The sequence below is a fragment of the Pseudidiomarina planktonica genome (genome assembly GCF_900177775.1).
Classification (GTDB): Bacteria; Pseudomonadota; Gammaproteobacteria; order Enterobacterales; family Alteromonadaceae; genus Pseudidiomarina; species Pseudidiomarina planktonica.
This window is the reverse complement of the sequence record NZ_FXWH01000001.1, coordinates 326,183-343,370: the sequence shown is the minus strand read 5'-3', so window position 1 is coordinate 343,370 and position 17,188 is coordinate 326,183. Positions and strand designations below refer to the sequence as shown.

Here is a 17,188-nt window from a genome sequence, read left to right as displayed (position 1 = left end):
CGAAAAGCCGGCTCCAAGCAGGTACTTCGCCACCAACAAAGCGACTGAGTGATTCCTATGCGTGATTCGTTTCGTACCCGACTGGGTTTTATTCTTGCTGCTGCAGGCTCGGCCGTTGGCCTGGGCAACATTTGGGGCTTTCCAACGCAGGTTGCCAACCATGGTGGTGCCGCGTTTTTAATGGTGTATTTGGTAGTCGTCGTGATTTTGGCTATTCCTGCGCTCTATACCGAACTGAGCATTGGTCATCAGGCTCAGGCCAACCCGGTAGCAGCACTGGGTAAGCTTGCGCAGCGTCCGCATCGTGTTGGTGCCGGTTTAGGGAAAAGTGTCGGCTTGCTCAATGTTGGCGGCGCCGTGTTAATGCTCAGTTTCTATCACATCATTGCCGGCTGGATGTTAGCTCATGCCTTGGGTTCGTTAGCCTTGGCGATGCAGTGGCCAGAAGCGCATTTGGCGTTAACAACAAGCTCATTGTGGCGTGATCTGGTGTTTGTAGCAGTATTCTTAGTTGGCACCGGCACTATTGTTGTGCGTGGCGTCAGCAATGGTATTGAAGTGTGGTCGCGGCGGTTAATGCCGTTGCTGGTGGTGTTGCTGGTGGTACTGATTGGCTACATAGCCATGCAACCGGGGGCCGGCGCTGGTTTCGCCAGGTATCTACAGCCCAGCTTTGCCGGCTTTAGCGACCCGAACCTGGTGGTTGCCGCCATGGGGCAAGCTTTTTTCTCATTGTCTATCGGTCTTGGTGGCATGATGATTTACGGCTCTTATTTAGACCGCAATGCTAACATTGGCCAGCTCGCAGTGTCCGTTGCCGCGCTGGATACCCTGATTGCATTTCTGGCCGGACTGTTAATTATTCCTGCGCTTTACGTAGCCATGGGGCAAGGCATGCAGGTATCCGAAAATGGTCAGCTCATTGGCGAAGCCCAGCTTATTTTCAATGTATTACCGGAATTATTTGAACGCATGGGCGCCGCTGGCCCCTGGCTTGGATTTTTCTTCTTTATGTTACTGAGCATTGCCGCCTTAACCAGCACCATCTCACTAGCAGAAGTACCCATTGCCTATTTGTTGGAATCGCGCCAACACAGCCGCCGCCGGGCTACTACTCTGGTTATTGCCGTGATTGCGGTATTTGCGTTAGCGCTGGTGATTTGGTTTGTCCCGCTATTCGCCTGGACGGTGGCCTACGTAACCAAATTCCAATTACCATTGTCCGGCCTGTTCTACTTTATCGTGCTGGGCTGGTTGTGGAGTCGCAGTAACAAGCTAAAAGAGAAAGCGCGTGAGCAGTGGCGCTTTCGTTTGTTGTTCTGGCATTTGCGATTAGTGTGCCCACTCTTATTACTGTGGGTATTTGTTGATGTGGCTTTCGCCGGCTAAGCGGCGCTAAGTAGTTAGCGCCCGGCCAATTTATTTTGCAATGCCTGGGCAACTCGCGCATCACAGAACTGGCGTACGTCGCCGTTATGTAGCGCAACTTCTTTTACCAGCGTTGACGAAATAAAGGAGTTTTCCTCTGCCGGCGTTAAGAATACGCTCTCAAGGCCGGGGTGCAGCCGACGATTCATGTTAGCCAGCTGGAACTCATACTCAAAGTCAGATACCGCGCGCAGGCCACGAATTAACACCGTGGCTTGCTGATCTTTTGCAAAATCAACCAGCAGCCCTTCAAACCCCACTACCCGCACATTGTCTAAACCTTCGGTAACCTGCTGTACTAAAGCCACTCGCTCTTCCAGGGTAAACAAAGGTTTTTTACTGGGGCTGGCGGCAACGCCTACAATAATTTCAGTGAATAAGTTTGATGCCCGCTCGATTAAGTCGGCATGACCGTTGGTAATAGGGTCAAAGGTACCCGGGTATATGGCAAATTTATGCATATCAGACTCCGCTGCGAGCAAGACAAATCAGAATGGGGGTGCGTATTACCCCCTGAATCAGGTAAAATACCTTCATTAAGCTTATTGGCTCGGAGAATTACATGACGAACGCATTTTATCAACAGCTCAATGAACAGCTGGAAGACGTAAAAAACGAAGGTTTGTACAAAAAAGAACGCATTATTCTGGGCGAGCAAAGCTCGGAAATTCAAGTGGGTAGCGGGAAACCGGTACTTAACTTCTGTGCGAACAATTATTTGGGTTTAGCGAATCATCCGGATTTGATTGCGGCGGCTAAAGCCGGTTTGGACAGTCACGGCTTCGGTACTGCCTCAGTGCGCTTTATTTGTGGTACGCAAGATATTCACAAACAGCTAGAGAAGAAGCTGAGCGACTTTTTAGGCACCGAAGACACTATTCTTTACTCTTCTTGCTTTGATGCCAACGGCGGTTTATTCGAAACGCTGATGGGTCCGGAAGATGCCATTATTAGTGATGAACTGAACCATGCGAGCATTATTGACGGTATTCGCTTAAGCAAATCTAAGCGCTATCGTTACAAGAACAACGATATGGCTGACTTGGAAGCTCAGTTAAAACAAGCCAAAGCTGACAACGCCCGCCATATTCTCATTGCCACCGATGGTGTGTTTTCAATGGACGGCGTTATTGCCAACTTGAAAGGCATTTGTGACCTGGCCGACCAATATGGTGCCTTAGTGATGATGGATGACTGTCATGCTACCGGTTTCCTGGGTGCGAAAGGCCGTGGTACGCACGAGTACTGTGACGTTTTAGGTCGCGTAGATATTATTACCGGTACTTTAGGTAAGGCACTTGGTGGTGCTTCCGGTGGTTATACCTCGGGTAAGAAAGAAGTCGTTGATTGGTTACGTCAGCGCTCACGCCCGTACTTATTCTCAAATTCCGTAGCGCCGGCTATTGTGCAGGCCTCTATTAAAGTGCTGGATATGCTGGCCGAAGGCGATGAGCTACGTCAGCAGTTATGGGACAACGCCAGTTACTTCCGTAATAAAATGACCGACGCCGGCTTTACCTTAAGTGGCGCCGATCACGCGATTATTCCAGTGATGATTGGGGATGCCAAAAAAGCCTCTGAAATGTCAGACCGTCTGCTTGAAGCAGGCATTTATGTGGTCGGCTTTTCGTTCCCGGTGGTACCAAAAGGCAAAGCACGAATTCGTACACAAATGTCAGCCGCTCATACTCGCGAACAACTGGATAAAACCATTGACGCGTTTACCCGTATAGGAAAAGAGCTGGGCGTTATTTAAGTCACCTCACGCAACGCAGAGGATTAGTGACAATGAAAGCATTAGCGAAGTTACATTCAGAACCCGGCATTTGGATGACAGATGCTGAGATGCCTGAATATGGCTACAACGATTTATTAATTAAAATTCGCAAAACCGCCATTTGTGGCACCGACGTGCACATTTATAAGTGGGACGAATGGTCACAGAAAACCATTCCGGTACCTATGGTTGTTGGCCACGAATACGTGGGCGAAGTAGCCGCTATGGGTGAAGGTGTGCGTGGTTTTGAAAAAGGTGACCGGGTTTCTGGTGAAGGCCACATTACTTGTGGTCATTGCCGTAACTGCCGTGCCGGCCGACGCCACCTGTGTCGTAACACCGTAGGCGTAGGCGTAAACCGCCCGGGTGCTTTTGCCGAATATCTGGTCATTCCAGCCGACAACGCCTTTAAGTTACCTGATGATATTACCGACGAAATGGCCGCTATTTTTGACCCCTTCGGTAACGCCGTACACACCGCACTTGCCTTTGATTTGGTTGGTGAAGACGTGCTTATCACTGGTGCCGGACCTATAGGTATTATGGCGGCAGCAGTAGCGCGACATGTTGGCGCTCGCCACGTGGTAATTACCGACGTAAACCCTTACCGACTAGAACTTGCCGTAAAAATGGGTGCCACCCGCGCGGTAGACGTAAGCAAAGAAAACCTTCGTGATGTAATGACCGAACTGGGTATGAAAGAAGGCTTTGACGTCGGTTTGGAAATGTCGGGCGTACCTTCGGCCTTCCGGCAAATGCTGGACACCATTAATCATGGCGGCAAAATCGCCATGCTGGGCATACCGCCGGAAAGCGTTGCCATAGACTGGAATCAGGTAATATTTAAAGGCCTGACCATTAAAGGTATTTACGGCCGCGAAATGTTCGAAACCTGGTACAAAATGGCTAGCCTGTTGCAATCCGGTTTAGATTTAAGCCCGATTCTGACGCATCAGTTACCTATTGATAAATTTCAGGAAGGCTTCGACATTATGTGCTCCGGTGAATCGGGCAAAGTAGTATTGGACTGGACCAGCAAATGAGTGAGTTCAAGCGCATTCCGTTACACGACGCGCACCAACAGTGGGCCGCGGGTTCTGCCAAAGTGGCAGACATTCGCGACCCACAGGCTTTTGCTATGGGTCACATTCCCGGTGCCTTTCATTTAACCGATGCCAGCCTGAATGATTTTTTACAGCAAGTAGAAGATGATGATGCGGTATTGGTGGTATGTTATCACGGCATAAGTAGCCAGGGCGCCGCCCAGTACTTGCTGCAACAAGGGCTTACCAATGTTGCCAGCATGGACGGTGGCTTTACCGCCTGGGCCCACGAATTTCCTGACGCAATAGAGCACAGCTGATGAAAAAAATGTTCACCACGCGTAAGCCCGAAACCATGGCCTCCCTGCACAGTTTCTTAACCCAGCAGGGAATACCAGTTACGGTAAACGAGCGCGGTGAACAACTTGAGCTCTGGGTAACTCAAACCAGCTACTATGCCATTGCCAAACAGCAAATTGATGTATTTAAAGACAACCCGGAGCTGGCTGCGCAAGCGCAAGCCGAGCAGCAAGTTCAGCAGCCTTCCCGGCAAAGTAACTCGATTAAACCACTACTGCACAAAATCAGAGCTCAAGCCGGTAATTTTACTGTTGCCGTAGCCATTTTGGTTACGCTTGTTTATTTGCTGCTACAGACGCCGTTGCAAGAGTTCATTTTTGCCAGCTTGCGCATTGGTGACTACTTCGCTGAAATGCCAGGCATACAAGCCTGGCGGTTTGTCACTCCGGTGCTGTTGCACTTTAGCCTCATGCATTTTGTGTTTAACTTGTTCTGGTGGTGGTATCTGGGTGGGCGTATTGAGTTATCCATCGGCTGGCCTGTGCTGCTAGCACTGTTCATTGGTAGTGCCGTAGTTTCAAATCTGGCTCAGCTTTACAGCACCGGCCCCTACTTTGGCGGGTTGTCTGGCGTGGTGTATGCTCTCTTTGGTTTCTGCGCGGTGCTCAGCTTTAACAAACCACGGCATCCACTGTACCTGCCACCGGGGCTACTGGTGTTTATGATTGGCTGGTTGCTGCTAGGGTATACCGATTTACTCTGGGTGGCGGTTGCCAACGAGGCGCATTTGGCTGGTTTAGTCAGTGGTTTGGTGGGTGCAGCTTTATATCTGTTGGTACCAAAAGCGAAACGCCGTTTTTAAGCCACGGCGCAATTCAACTTTAATGATAAATATACTTGGTAAACAGCACATCTCGAATGATGGGTTCGCCAGTTTCCCGCCGCATTAAACGCTGCGCTTCTTCTAAGCATTGCATGCGCAAATCATCACGGCCCGTTAACGATTTAATTTGCTGCTCAGACGCTTTACTGAAAATTCGGATAAACGCATTTCGCAATAACGGTGCGTGGTACTCAATAGTACTCAAATCACCAGTGTCAGGAACCATCACCTCTACTGCCACACGTATGTAACCCATGCGAAAGTGGTCTTCGGTACGCACGTAGTTAGTCGTAATGTCGGGCTCAAAGCCGTAATAAGCGGGCTCCGACTGGGCATATGCAGGTTTTACCAGCACCAGCATAGCAGCCAGTAACACCGCTACTGACAGACCAGCGATTGATATATGATTCATTTTCATGTGTTCCATTGCCCTCATTCGCCGAGCCACGACACATCCGGTGTCGCCTCTTGTGTTAGTTATCGACCAATTACGCGAAACGTTTACCTAAATTCGGGTTCGTTAGATGCTGGTTACACTAATTTTTGCTATGCTCCAGCCATTATGACTCTTGTTTGAAACTAAATCATGCATGTTTTAACAAATACCATTGGCGAATTTCCACTGGGTTGCGCTGGCAACTGGCAAACCGCCGACCACTATAGTCTGACACCAGTTCAGAGCGATTGGTTGCTGGACCCGGAATCATTGACCGCGAAATTGAAAGCCCAGGCAACGCAGTTTCGAGTTAGCCTGTTGGGTCAGCAGCCCGCCCCTATTTTGCCCGACGAACAAAAATGGCTGGACGAACATGCCGCCGGAACCGTACGCGAAGTCATTCTATGGTGTGATCAAAAGCCGTGGGTATTCGCCCGCAGTGTATTCCCGCAACCCGCCCTGCACGATGAGCAATTAAATTTGAGCCACTTGGGCGAACGCCCGCTGGGTGAACACTTATTCCGGCAACCGGATTTAAGCCGCGGCCCTATTGAAATAGCCCAATTCGCACCCGACACCGTACTGGGGAATTTGCATCAGCAGTTGGGCTTTGCGTCGCAGCCACTGTGGGGGCGTCGCAGTTGTTTCCGAGCCGCCGGACAACAAGTACTGGTGGCTGAAGTATTTATTGGTGCCGCAGCTATTTATCAGGAGTGACCGTGATGCTCGATAAGCTAAAGCCATACTGGTTGTTGATGCGCGCCGACAAGCCTATTGGCACCTGGCTACTAGCCTGGCCCACCTTGTGGGCTTTGCTTATTGCCGGAGTTGGCGAGCCACCGCTGCGTATTGTCGTTATTTTTATGCTGGGAGTGTTTTTAATGCGCTCCGCCGGCTGCGTTATTAACGACTATGCCGATCGCAAGTTAGATGGGAAAGTAACCCGCACCCGCAACCGCCCGCTGGCAACTGGTGCGGTGCAACCCTGGCAAGCACTGACCCTGTTCGCGGCTCTGGTGCTGCTGGCTTTTCTACTGGTGCTGCAGCTAAATTTGCAAACCATATTGCTAAGTGTTGTCGCCGTAGCCGTTGCGGCGCTTTACCCATTTTGTAAACGCTTTACCCAACTGCCCCAACTAGTGCTTGGCGTAGCCTTTAGTATGGGTATGCTGATGGCGTTTACGGCACTGGAGCAAGGCCTGCCCTGGTATGCCTGGGTGTTATTTGCAGCCAATTTGCTGTGGACAGTTGCCTACGACACCGAATACGCCATGGCCGACCGTGCTGATGATCTGAAAGTAGGGATTAAATCTACCGCTATTCTATTCGGCAAATGGGATCGGCTTATTATAGGCTTGCTGCAGCTGGCTACGCTTGGCCTGCTCAGTTGGATAGGCGTGGCGTTGAATCTCAGCTTATGGTTTTTCGGAGCCTTAGTTCTAAGTGCCTTACTGTTTGTGTATCAGCACCGCGAAATTGCCGGCCGCGACCCACAGCGATGTTTTCATGCCTTTTTACATAATCATTATGTAGGTATGGCTATCACTGTTGGTCTGGCGGCCCATTTCTGGCTCTAACGCTTACTGAACACCTTAGTCCAGTAAGCGTCGCACTGACTGTCGGATGGTTTGCAACACGGCGGTGTCGAGCATTTCATCAACCTTGTCGCTCAGTATGCCAACCCGTTCGTCAGCGGCAAGATCACCCTCTTCGGTCACCACTATGTAGTCGAGCGCTTTTAAGGTCGCCACAAAAGTACTCAGCACTTTCTTGTCAAAGAACTCTGGCGCACTAATACCATGCATGTCGCTCAAACGTTCCGCTAATGTAGTCGAATGCTGCTCCAGGTCATGGCGGGAAATCGGCTGCGCCTGCTGTAATAACTCCAGTACAATGGCATAGCGTTGCAAGGTCTCACTACTACCTCGCGCCAGCAGTCGTAACTGGAAGTAGGCCCGGCTTTCGCGCTCAGCCACCTGCCAGCCGCCGCTATGCGCTTCAATTAATTGTTGCGCAGCAAACTCTTCAAGTAAGGCCGCTACCCACACTTGCACATCGTCTTGTTCGTGACTAATGAACAGCTCCGCTTTTAGCATAGGTAACAGTTCGGCAATAAAGTCAGCCGCTGCGGCGGTGGTAAAACGTTTATTCGCTATGGCAAAGCTAGCTACTAACGCGGGCACAATCATCATATGAATAATGTTGTTGCGGTAGTAGGTCATGGCAATAGCGTTGGCACCGTCAACGTGCACAACCTCGCCCATGCTGTCGCTTTTCACACTGAACTTATCTATGGTTTGCGCTAATTCCCACAAGCGCTCACCGTCACCTTCAAGCACTGTCGCGGTCTCGCTATATGGAACCTCACGTAACAAGCTGGTGTACAAACTAAGTTGCGCTACTAACTCTTCTTTTGTTAGCGCATGATGCTCGGCACTTAACAGTGCAAGCGCGGTTAAGTTCACGCTATTTAAGGCACCGGCATCGTTAATACGCTGCATAATGTGCTCTGCCAACACATTTACCGTAGGCGTTAGCCATTTCGGCCGCGCCGGCTCTTCGGCGCCGCGGGTCATACAATCGCGCCACTGCGGCTGAATTTGATCTAGCGCATCACCTAAGTTCAGTGGCTCACCGAAGTTAACGTAGCCATGCCCAAAGTTACGTAATTTACGCACCGTTTTCAGTACCTGGAACATTGACTCTTTTTCTTTGGTTTTACCCTGTAACTCTTTTAAGTAAGTGTTCACTTCCATTACGTGTTCGTAACCAAGGTACACCGGCACTATGGAAACCGGACGCTGCTGATCGCGCAGCATCCCCTGCACCGTCATGGCTATCATGCCGGTTTTCGGCTGCAACAAGCGGCCGGTGCGACTGCGGCCACCCTCGGTAAAGTACTTAACCGGGTAGCCTTTTTGGAATAATCGACACAGGTATTCGCGGAACACAGCGGAATAGAGTTTGTTGCCTCGGAAGCTACGCCGAATAAAGAAAGCGCCACCACGGCGGAACAGGCTTCCTACCGGGAAGAAATTCAGGTTTACGCCGGCTGCAATGTGCGGCGGTACCAACCCTTCTTTATAGATCACGTAACTAAGCAGCAAGTAGTCCATGTGGCTACGATGACAGGGAACGTAAATAACTTCATGACCAGCCTGCGCCAACTTGCGCAAGGTATCACCCCCGCTCACTTCAATACCGTTATAAATACGGCTCCACATCCAGGACATGAAGCGGTCGAGTACCCGCACCAGGGTTTCACTATAATTTGCGGCTATTTCGCGCAAGTATTTTTCAGCGGTTTTGGTTGCTTCTTGCTGACTCACTTTGCGGCTTTTCGCTTCTTCCCGAATGGCCTTCTGTAAAGCCGGAGTTGCCAGCAACTCTCGAATAACCTGATCGCGACCGGTTAGCTTAGGACCCGCAACGGCATGACGCATGCGACTAAAGTGCACGCGCGCAACCCGGGTAAGCTTTTGAGCAATGCGGCGGTCGCTGCCAAAATCGTCGGTCATACGACGCAAACTTACCGGGCGACTCACGCGGACCAGAATGTTGCGGCCGGAAAACAGAACTAAAAGGAATTTGCGCCACATGCCGGGGTTATCAACATCGGCAACCATGGTCTGGCCTTCGCGACGCTCCTGACCGGGCTTACGCCCCCAGAACAAACCTAGTGGTAGTACTTGAATATTGCAGTCAGGATGCTGGCGATGAAATTCAAGTAACTGATGGAACTCGTCTATGGCCTGCCGGGACGAATCTGGCTCGGCTTCGGCTAACAACATCACCCGGGGTAACTCGGTGTTGCCAATGCGCAGCGGTGACCTGGGGTCGGCGAGCCCTTTTTTCTCCAGTGCTCGTTGTGCCACTAATAAGTCGGCTACTGAGTTCGACCGCATGACATAAACAGTGTCAGTGGCCTTAGTTTCAGCATCTTCCGGAGCATCAACAATAACCTCAAATCGCGTTAACCACCGAACGGGCCAGCGCAATAGCGAATACCAGAACCCTCTCAAATTCATGTTGTTACCCTAAATCACAGACGGGTTCCTAGCATAGCACTGAGGCTTTGTTTTGTCCTCATTGTCCTGTCGTTGATCACTGCCGATGAAAAAAATATTTGTACATTTGAAATACCTGTATATACTCACAGTGTACTGTATAGATAAACAGGTATCTCAAATGAAGCCATTAACACCAAGACAGCAAGAAATTTTTGATTTAATCAAAGATAATATTGATGCGACCGGTATGCCGCCAACTCGCGCAGAAATTGCAAAGCGACTCGGTTTTCGTTCCGCCAACTCAGCGGAAGATCACTTGAAAGCGTTGGCCAAGAAGGGCGTCATTGAGATGCTACCAGGAATGTCACGCGGCATCCGTCTGGTTGGCGTTGAAGATCCTCTCCCGGAAGGCTTGCCCTTAATCGGTCGAGTAGCCGCAGGAGAACCTATTCTTGCGCAAGAGCACGTCGAGAGTCATTACCGTATCGATGAAAACCTATTTCACCCGCACGCCGACTTCCTCTTGCGGGTAAATGGCATGAGCATGAAGGATATCGGCATTCTAGACGGCGACTTGCTGGCTGTACATAAAACCATAGAAGCTCGCAATGGCCAGATTATAGTGGCTCGCGTTGATGAAGACGTGACCGTGAAACGCTTTGAAAAACAGGGCAGCAAAATTCTGCTGCATCCCGAAAACGATGAATTCTCCACCATTACCGTAGACCTTACGCAGCAATATTTCACGATTGAAGGGTTAGCGGTTGGTATTGTTCGAAATGGAGCATGGTTATGATGATTACAAATGTAGCAACAGAACAAAACCCAGCCTTGGTTACCAATCAAGTTGCAGATATACATGCAGACAGTACTCAAGATTTGGCTGCGGTATTACCTACAGTAGTTGCCCAGGCAATGAAAACTCACAAATGGGTAACGGTAATTGGCGCCAGCCGGGAGCAAATTGAAAGCCTGGCCGATCAAGGAATCAGTCGCGGCCGCATTCGCTGGATTCAGGGCAAAGACAACGATCAGCGCGAATGGGCTACTGAGCAAGCCATACTAGCTGGTACCAGTGGTGTTGTTATTAGTTGGCTGGAAGGTGTGTCGCCACGTACCCAACAACGCATAAAAATGGCCAGTCGGGTTAGCCAAACCACCAGCTTTATCTTTTCAGAATTGACTCTGCGTACCCCACTCCACTAATCCTCAGGCAGAGTCTTTTGTTCGAGGGCTGCCCTGCGCAGCCCTTTTTTTATACGATTAGTTGAAAAAATAGCTCGTAACCTCTTTCCAATTTTGTTAACTTTTGCGATGTCTTTTTCGTCAGCCCATGCTACATTGGCTGCGATTTTAACTGCTAACGCACTACTAACTATATTTTTATAACAATAACCATAACAAAGGGTTAGCGGGGAAAGCGATTTCTTGGGGAAAGTTGTTCCTTTTTCTGCTTACCTCTTTGTTCTTCAGACTCGCACTTCGGTGTATTCGTGGCTTGCCGCGTCAGAAGAATGAGAGGAGTTGTCGCGTGAAAACGAGACTAATACTAGCGTTAACAGCATTGTTCAGTTCATCTGCCCTTGCTGAATCGCAACTTAACCTTACCCGTGGGGTAACGGATATAAGTTCGCGTGTTTATGACCTGCACATGACGATTTTTTATATCTGTTGTGTGATAGGTGTTGTCGTATTTGGTGCCATGTTCTGGTCCATGTTCGTACACCGTCGTTCGAAAGGTGCTAAACCTGCTACTTTCCACGAGAATGTCAAAGTGGAAATTGTGTGGACCGTCGTTCCTTTCCTGATCCTTATTGGTATGGCTATTCCGGCCACCACTACCCTGATTGCAATGGAAGATACATCAGATGCTGATGTTACCGTTCAAGTCACGGGCTCGCAGTGGAAATGGCACTACAAATATTTCGACAACGAAGTTGAGTATTTCAGTCTGTTAGCCACGCGCCAGGATCAAATAAACAACCGTCTGGATAAAGGTGAAAACTACTTGCTGGAAGTTGACCGCCCGTTGGTGGTTCCTACCGGTCAGAAGATTCGCTTTTTGATTACCTCAGATGACGTTATTCACTCATGGTGGGTACCGGATTTTGCAGTGAAAAAAGACGCTAACCCTGGCTTTATAAACGAAGCCTGGACTCGCATTGATGAGCCTGGCATTTATCGTGGCCAATGTGCGGAGCTTTGCGGTAAAGATCATGGCTTCATGCCAGTGGTCGTTATTGCCAAAGAACCGGCTGAATACGAAGAATGGATTGCTGCTGAAGAAGAGCGCCAACTTAAAGCCAAAGAAGAAGAACAACGCCTGATGTCTATGGAAATGAGCATGGACGAGTTAATGGATCTTGGCGAAAGCGTTTATCTTGGTTCTTGTGCTGCTTGTCACCAGGCAAATGGTGAAGGTGTTCCGGGTGTATTCCCGGCTCTGAAAGGCAGTGACATGGCACTTAATGACATACCTGCGCATATTGATGTGGTCGTAAACGGCGCATCAGGTACTGCTATGCAAGCCTTTGGTAATCAGTTAAGCCTGCGTGAGCTCGCGGCGGTCATTACTTATGAGCGAAATGCTTGGGGTAACGACACCGGTGAGCGGGTTCAAGCCGCTGATGTTAACGAATATATGAATCAATAAGGGGAGCTAGCTATGAGTACTGCAGGCGAAGCTATTCAAGATCACGATCATGATCACGAGCATCATGATCACAAAGCCACCGGCGTAACCCGTTGGCTATTTACCACCAACCATAAAGATATTGGTTCCCTTTATTTGTGGTTCAGTTTCATTATGTTCTTGGTGGGCGGCGCAATGGCGATGGTTATTCGCGCTGAGCTATTTCAACCGGGTTTACAGTTAGTTGACCCGCATTTCTTTAACCAAATGACCACTGTTCATGGTCTTATCATGGTTTTCGGTGCTGTTATGCCAGCCTTTACCGGCTTGGCTAACTGGATGATTCCAATGATGATTGGTGCGCCGGATATGGCGCTGCCACGCATGAACAACTGGAGCTTCTGGATCTTACCTTTCGCTTTCGCGATTTTATTAGGTTCATTATTTATGGAAGGTGGCGGACCGGCATTCGGTTGGACTTTCTATGCTCCACTATCAACTACCTACAGCAGTGACTCCACCGCGTTGTTCGTGTTCTCGGTGCACATTATGGGTATTTCTTCCATTATGGGCGCTATCAACGTGATTGTGACCATTATGAACATGCGCGCACCTGGCATGAGTTATATGAAGATGCCACTGTTCGTTTGGACCTGGTTCATTACTGCGTTCCTGCTGATTGCCGTGATGCCGGTTCTGGCCGGTGCAGTAACCATGGTATTAACCGATAAGTACTTCGGCACCAGCTTCTTTGACGCCGCCGGTGGTGGTGACCCCGTTATGTTCCAGCATATATTCTGGTTCTTCGGTCACCCAGAGGTGTACATTATGATACTGCCTTCATTTGGTATCATTTCCGCCATCATTCCAGCCTTCACACGAAAACCTCTATTTGGTTATGCCTCTATGGTATACGCCACTGCTGCCATTGCCGTGTTGTCGTTCCTGGTTTGGGCACACCACATGTTCACCACAGGTATGCCGGTATTTGCTGAACTGTTCTTTATGTACTGCACCATGCTTATTGCAGTACCTACGGGCGTGAAGATATTTAACTGGGTTGCCACTATGTGGCGTGGCTCAATGACCTTTGAAACTCCAATGCTATTTGCCCTGGCGTTCGTCATTTTGTTCACCATTGGCGGGTTCTCCGGCTTAATGCTGGCAATTACCCCGGTTGACTTCCAATACCACGATACCTACTTCGTAGTGGCGCATTTCCACTATGTACTGGTAACAGGTGCTATCTTCTCCATTATGGCTGCCGCTTACTACTGGCTGCCGAAATGGACTGGCAACATGTACGACGAAACGCTGGCAAAATGGCACTTCTGGTTGTCCCTTATTTCGGTCAACGTGCTGTTCTTCCCAATGCATTTCGCAGGTTTAGCCGGTATGCCGCGCCGAATCCCTGATTACGCGTTGCAGTTTGCCGACATTAATCAAATCGTTAGTATCGGTGGCTTTGCCTTCGGTCTGACCCAGTTAATGTTCCTGTGGATTGTGATTAAGTGTTGTCGTGGCGGCGAGAAAGCCCTGGCGAAACCTTGGGACGGTGCTGAAGGTTTAGAATGGACAGTGCCTTCGCCTGCGCCATACCACACCTTTGAAACACCACCTGAAATCAAATAGTAGAGTTTGGAGGACATCGCGATGACCGAACAAAATACACAACGCCCTGATAATGGCCGCATCGTAAAACGGCTATTAGTTACCGTGGTCTGTATGTTCGCCTTTGGTTTCGCGCTGGTGCCACTTTACGACGTGTTTTGTGATATCACTGGCTTTAACGGTCGCACTAAAAACGAACAAGCGGTCGTTTCAGCTGGTGAAATCGATAAATCACGGGTGGTACGCGTCCAGTTCATTACCCGGAACAATAAAGGTATGCCGTGGGATTTTGGGCCTGAATTAAAAGAAGTAAAAGTACACCCGGGGGAAACTCGCGTGGTTAACTTTTTGGCCCATAACCGCACACCAAACAACATGGTTGCTCAGGCAATTCCTTCAGTAGCTCCAGGCGAAGCCGCGCTTTACCTGAATAAAACTGAGTGTTTTTGCTTTAATCAGCAGCCGTTGCAGGCGAATTCCGATACCGTCATGCCAATGCAGTTTTACTTAGATCCGGATATTCCTGAACACATTACGACCTTAACGTTGTCATATACGCTCTATGATATGACGGCTAATGCTACTGCAGACGTGCTGGCTCAAATGAGCAGCGCAGAATAAGGAATAGTTATGGCAGAACAACAACAAAAATATTACGTTCCGGCCTCCAGTCCATGGCCAATCGTTGGTGCTATAGGGCTTGGCCTTATCGCCTTTGGTGCCGGTCATGCGGTAATTGATATGAGCAAGGAACAAAGCGGCTTCGGCATGAACGTTCTGTTCGCTGGTATCGCCGTTATTCTGGTAATGCTATTTGGTTGGTTCCGTGACCAAATCAACGAATCCATGCAAGGCCTTTACAGCGATCAATTAGGCAACTCTTACCGTCAGGGTATGAGCTGGTTTATCTTCTCTGAAGTGATGTTCTTCGCAGCATTCTTCGGTGCGCTGTTTTACGCCCGCGTTATTGCCGTGGAATGGCTTGGTGGTGCGAGTAACAACGCCATGACCAATGAAGTTCTATGGCCTGATTTTAGTGCCATGTGGCCGCTCACCGAAACTCCGGGCGGTACCACAACGCAGGCCATGGGTTGGGCTGGTTTACCACTGTACAACACCATTTTATTGGTGCTGTCGTCGGTGACCTGTCATTTTGCTCACGTTGGCTTGGAAAAGAATAAGCGTGGCCAGTTAAAAGTCATGCTGGGTATTACCATTGTGCTGGGTCTTATCTTCCTGTATCTGCAAGGCGCTGAGTATGTTCACGCTTACAACGATTTAGGCTTGAAGCTGGATTCTGGTGTATACGGCAATACTTTCTATATGCTCACAGGCTTCCACGGAATGCACGTGACGCTAGGAACCATCATGTTAATTGTGATGTTCCTGCGCGTATTAAAAGGCCACTTCACGCCAGAGAGTCACTTTGCCTTTCAAGCAACAAGTTGGTACTGGCACTTTGTTGACGTAGTTTGGGTATGTCTATTCTTCGTAGTTTACGTATTCTAACTTCCCGATTCAGTGTTCGAACCCCGAGCCGTACGTTAGTACGGCCGCGGGTTTGGTTGCAGTACCCCGGTAGCCATTAGCACCAGCACTATAATAATAGCTAGTACTGATAAGCCTACCCGACGCCCAAGAAAATGTGACATTGAAGGTTTTGTAGGGTCATTGCGCAGCATTGCAAACAATGCTTTGAACAGATTCACTAAAGTAAATATCAGCAGTAGTGCTAGTATGATTTTAGCAACAAGTAACATGGGTCTTCCTTTTTATGAGTAAATACGAACTGAACTGGGGCCCGTTCTCGTTCAAGCTATTTCCGACCCTTGTCACTTTGCTGGCAATCACCTTATTGGTCAAGCTTGGTTTTTGGCAACTTGAACGCGCCGAACAAAAACAACAGCTATTTGACGATTTTGGTGGCAGCGAACAAGTACGTTTACAACCACTTCCGACGATACAAAACGATCAACTACCGCCACGGTACACTGAAGTTCAGGTACATGGTGAATTTGACCCTGAGCGTTACTTTTTACGCGACAATCAGATCTTTAATGGCGTGGTTGGCTACCACGTTATTGGTTTGCTCACGCATCCAGAGTTAGCTGACAAAGTTCCCGTCAATTTAGGTTGGGTTGCGGCGCCGGTAGATCGCAGTGAGCTGCCCGAGGTAAACCTGCCGAGTGGACAGCAAAACTTCAACGGACTTATTTATTATCCGGATCAGGCGGCGTTTCAACTGTCTGAACAAAGTTTTAGCAACATCAGTTGGCCGCTACGAGTACAACAATTTGAGTTTAAGCGCCTGGAAGCCGCTACAGGCATTCCACTGCAACCCTATATGGTGCTACTCTCTGAATCATCAGAACTGGGCTACCCACGGCAGTGGGAACCTCAGGTAATGGCCCCAACGAAACACCAGGCTTATGCCTTACAATGGTTTTCGCTGGCGCTGGCCTGCGCACTGGTATTCTTGTTCGCCAGTCGCACAACTAATAAATCAGAGGAGTGAGCATGAGCTCCCAATTCCGCGCTCGCATTGCCCTAGTGGCCGTTATTATAGCCTTCGCAATACCAGTAATTATTGCCAAAGTGGTGCTTGATAACCACTGGTACCAGGGCGGTGTTACCAATGAAGGCACTATGCTGGTACCGCCTATCGAACTTGGCGATACCCTGAATCAAACCCTGCCGGCGCAGTGGCGCATTGGCTACGTGGTTCACGGTAACTGCGAAGCACAGTGTCAGCAAGCACTGTACGCGCTAAATCAAACCGACATTGCACTTGGTCGCGAATCAGACCGCGTGCAACCGATTGTGGTGAGCAGTGGCGACATTGAGTTTTCACTTGAGCAAGTACCTATGGTGCAACATCTAACCAACGCCGAGCTTATTGACGCATTGGCCGACTTGCCGCCGCACCGCATATTTATTAGTGACCCGCTTGGAAACGTTATTCTTCATTACGAAACTTTTGCTGACGAGACAGCAATGCGCGCCGAAGCCAAGAGTATGCTGTCGGATTTACGTAAACTGCTTAAGCTTTCAAAAATTGGTTAGGTGAC

Annotated in this window: 19 protein-coding genes; 15 read left to right on the top strand and 4 right to left on the bottom strand. The window is 49.3% G+C overall.

Annotated features, from left to right (window positions below; all coding sequences use genetic code 11):
- The first annotated feature begins 48 nt into the window (after positions 1-48).
- Positions 49-1,389 carry a sodium-dependent transporter gene (locus CCE91_RS01595; RefSeq protein WP_198677993.1) on the top strand — a complete coding sequence of 447 codons (1,341 nt, stop codon included), beginning with the start codon at positions 49-51 and terminating at the stop codon, positions 1,387-1,389.
- A gap of 14 nt (positions 1,390-1,403) precedes the next feature.
- Here the strand turns inward: CCE91_RS01595 and coaD are convergent, their stop codons facing one another.
- On the bottom strand, positions 1,404-1,889 hold the full coding sequence (gene coaD, locus CCE91_RS01590) for a pantetheine-phosphate adenylyltransferase (RefSeq protein WP_086433512.1): 486 nt from the start codon (positions 1,887-1,889) through the stop codon (positions 1,404-1,406).
- Between the two features lie 101 nt (positions 1,890-1,990).
- Here coaD and CCE91_RS01585 point away from each other — a divergent pair, with 101 nt between their 5' ends.
- Genes CCE91_RS01585 through CCE91_RS01570 form a run of 4 tightly spaced genes read left to right on the top strand, consistent with a single transcriptional unit; the run spans position 1,991 to position 5,410 of the window.
- Positions 1,991-3,184 (top strand): glycine C-acetyltransferase, encoded by a 1,194-nt coding sequence (locus tag CCE91_RS01585; protein WP_086433511.1) that lies wholly within the window; start codon positions 1,991-1,993, stop codon positions 3,182-3,184.
- A 32-nt stretch (positions 3,185-3,216) separates the two neighbouring features.
- Positions 3,217-4,248 (top strand): L-threonine 3-dehydrogenase, encoded by a 1,032-nt coding sequence (gene tdh / locus CCE91_RS01580; protein WP_086433510.1) that lies wholly within the window; start codon positions 3,217-3,219, stop codon positions 4,246-4,248.
- The gene (gene glpE / locus CCE91_RS01575; protein ID WP_086433509.1) at positions 4,245-4,568 is read left to right on the top strand and encodes a thiosulfate sulfurtransferase GlpE; all 324 of its coding nucleotides are present in this window, start codon (positions 4,245-4,247) and stop codon (positions 4,566-4,568) included. The genes tdh and glpE overlap by 4 nt, the downstream gene beginning before the upstream one ends.
- On the top strand, positions 4,568-5,410 hold the full coding sequence (locus CCE91_RS01570) for a rhomboid family intramembrane serine protease (protein WP_086433508.1): 843 nt from the start codon (positions 4,568-4,570) through the stop codon (positions 5,408-5,410). The genes glpE and CCE91_RS01570 overlap by 1 nt, the downstream gene beginning before the upstream one ends.
- Positions 5,411-5,429: 19 nt before the next feature.
- Here the strand turns inward: CCE91_RS01570 and CCE91_RS01565 are convergent, their stop codons facing one another.
- Positions 5,430-5,843, bottom strand: a complete 414-nt coding sequence (locus tag CCE91_RS01565; protein WP_234996233.1) for a flagellar basal body-associated protein FliL — start codon at positions 5,841-5,843, stop codon at positions 5,430-5,432.
- A 174-nt stretch (positions 5,844-6,017) separates the two neighbouring features.
- Here CCE91_RS01565 and CCE91_RS01560 point away from each other — a divergent pair, with 174 nt between their 5' ends.
- Both CCE91_RS01560 and ubiA read left to right on the top strand, forming a co-directional pair.
- A complete protein-coding gene (locus CCE91_RS01560) occupies positions 6,018-6,584 on the top strand; it encodes a chorismate--pyruvate lyase family protein (protein WP_086433506.1) in 567 nt (188 codons plus the stop codon).
- Between the two features lie 5 nt (positions 6,585-6,589).
- On the top strand, positions 6,590-7,444 hold the full coding sequence (ubiA, locus tag CCE91_RS01555; RefSeq protein WP_086433505.1) for a 4-hydroxybenzoate octaprenyltransferase: 855 nt from the start codon (positions 6,590-6,592) through the stop codon (positions 7,442-7,444).
- A gap of 15 nt (positions 7,445-7,459) precedes the next feature.
- Here ubiA and plsB read toward each other — a convergent pair whose 3' ends face one another.
- The gene (gene plsB, locus CCE91_RS01550) at positions 7,460-9,895 is read right to left on the bottom strand and encodes a glycerol-3-phosphate 1-O-acyltransferase PlsB (protein WP_198677994.1); all 2,436 of its coding nucleotides are present in this window, start codon (positions 9,893-9,895) and stop codon (positions 7,460-7,462) included.
- 160 nt (positions 9,896-10,055) lie between these two features.
- On the opposite strand from plsB, the gene lexA reads away from it, so the two are divergent.
- The 6 genes from lexA (at position 10,056) to CCE91_RS01520 (ending at position 15,629) form a co-directional block, all read left to right on the top strand.
- Positions 10,056-10,673, top strand: a complete 618-nt coding sequence (gene lexA, locus CCE91_RS01545; protein ID WP_086433504.1) for a transcriptional repressor LexA — start codon at positions 10,056-10,058, stop codon at positions 10,671-10,673.
- Positions 10,670-11,083, top strand: a complete 414-nt coding sequence (locus CCE91_RS01540) for a hypothetical protein (RefSeq protein ID WP_086433503.1) — start codon at positions 10,670-10,672, stop codon at positions 11,081-11,083. The genes lexA and CCE91_RS01540 overlap by 4 nt, the downstream gene beginning before the upstream one ends.
- Positions 11,084-11,408: 325 nt before the next feature.
- A complete protein-coding gene (gene coxB / locus CCE91_RS01535; RefSeq protein WP_086433502.1) occupies positions 11,409-12,530 on the top strand; it encodes a cytochrome c oxidase subunit II in 1,122 nt (373 codons plus the stop codon).
- Between the two features lie 12 nt (positions 12,531-12,542).
- Entirely contained in the window at positions 12,543-14,141 is a 1,599-nt protein-coding gene (gene ctaD, locus CCE91_RS01530; protein ID WP_126797184.1) for a cytochrome c oxidase subunit I, read from the top strand.
- A gap of 21 nt (positions 14,142-14,162) precedes the next feature.
- The gene (locus CCE91_RS01525) at positions 14,163-14,741 is read left to right on the top strand and encodes a cytochrome c oxidase assembly protein (protein ID WP_086433501.1); all 579 of its coding nucleotides are present in this window, start codon (positions 14,163-14,165) and stop codon (positions 14,739-14,741) included.
- 9 nt (positions 14,742-14,750) lie between these two features.
- A complete protein-coding gene (locus CCE91_RS01520; protein ID WP_086433500.1) occupies positions 14,751-15,629 on the top strand; it encodes a cytochrome c oxidase subunit 3 in 879 nt (292 codons plus the stop codon).
- A 35-nt stretch (positions 15,630-15,664) separates the two neighbouring features.
- On the opposite strand, the gene CCE91_RS01515 is transcribed toward CCE91_RS01520, so the two are convergent.
- Positions 15,665-15,880 carry a DUF2909 domain-containing protein gene (locus CCE91_RS01515; RefSeq protein WP_086433499.1) on the bottom strand — a complete coding sequence of 72 codons (216 nt, stop codon included), beginning with the start codon at positions 15,878-15,880 and terminating at the stop codon, positions 15,665-15,667.
- Between the two features lie 14 nt (positions 15,881-15,894).
- Here CCE91_RS01515 and CCE91_RS01510 point away from each other — a divergent pair, with 14 nt between their 5' ends.
- Together CCE91_RS01510 and CCE91_RS01505 are read left to right on the top strand one after the other, a co-directional pair.
- The gene (locus CCE91_RS01510; protein WP_086433498.1) at positions 15,895-16,635 is read left to right on the top strand and encodes an SURF1 family protein; all 741 of its coding nucleotides are present in this window, start codon (positions 15,895-15,897) and stop codon (positions 16,633-16,635) included.
- 2 nt (positions 16,636-16,637) lie between these two features.
- Positions 16,638-17,183, top strand: coding sequence for a hypothetical protein (locus CCE91_RS01505; protein WP_086433497.1), 546 nt, complete (start codon positions 16,638-16,640; stop codon positions 17,181-17,183).
- The last annotated feature ends 5 nt before the right edge of the window (positions 17,184-17,188 follow it).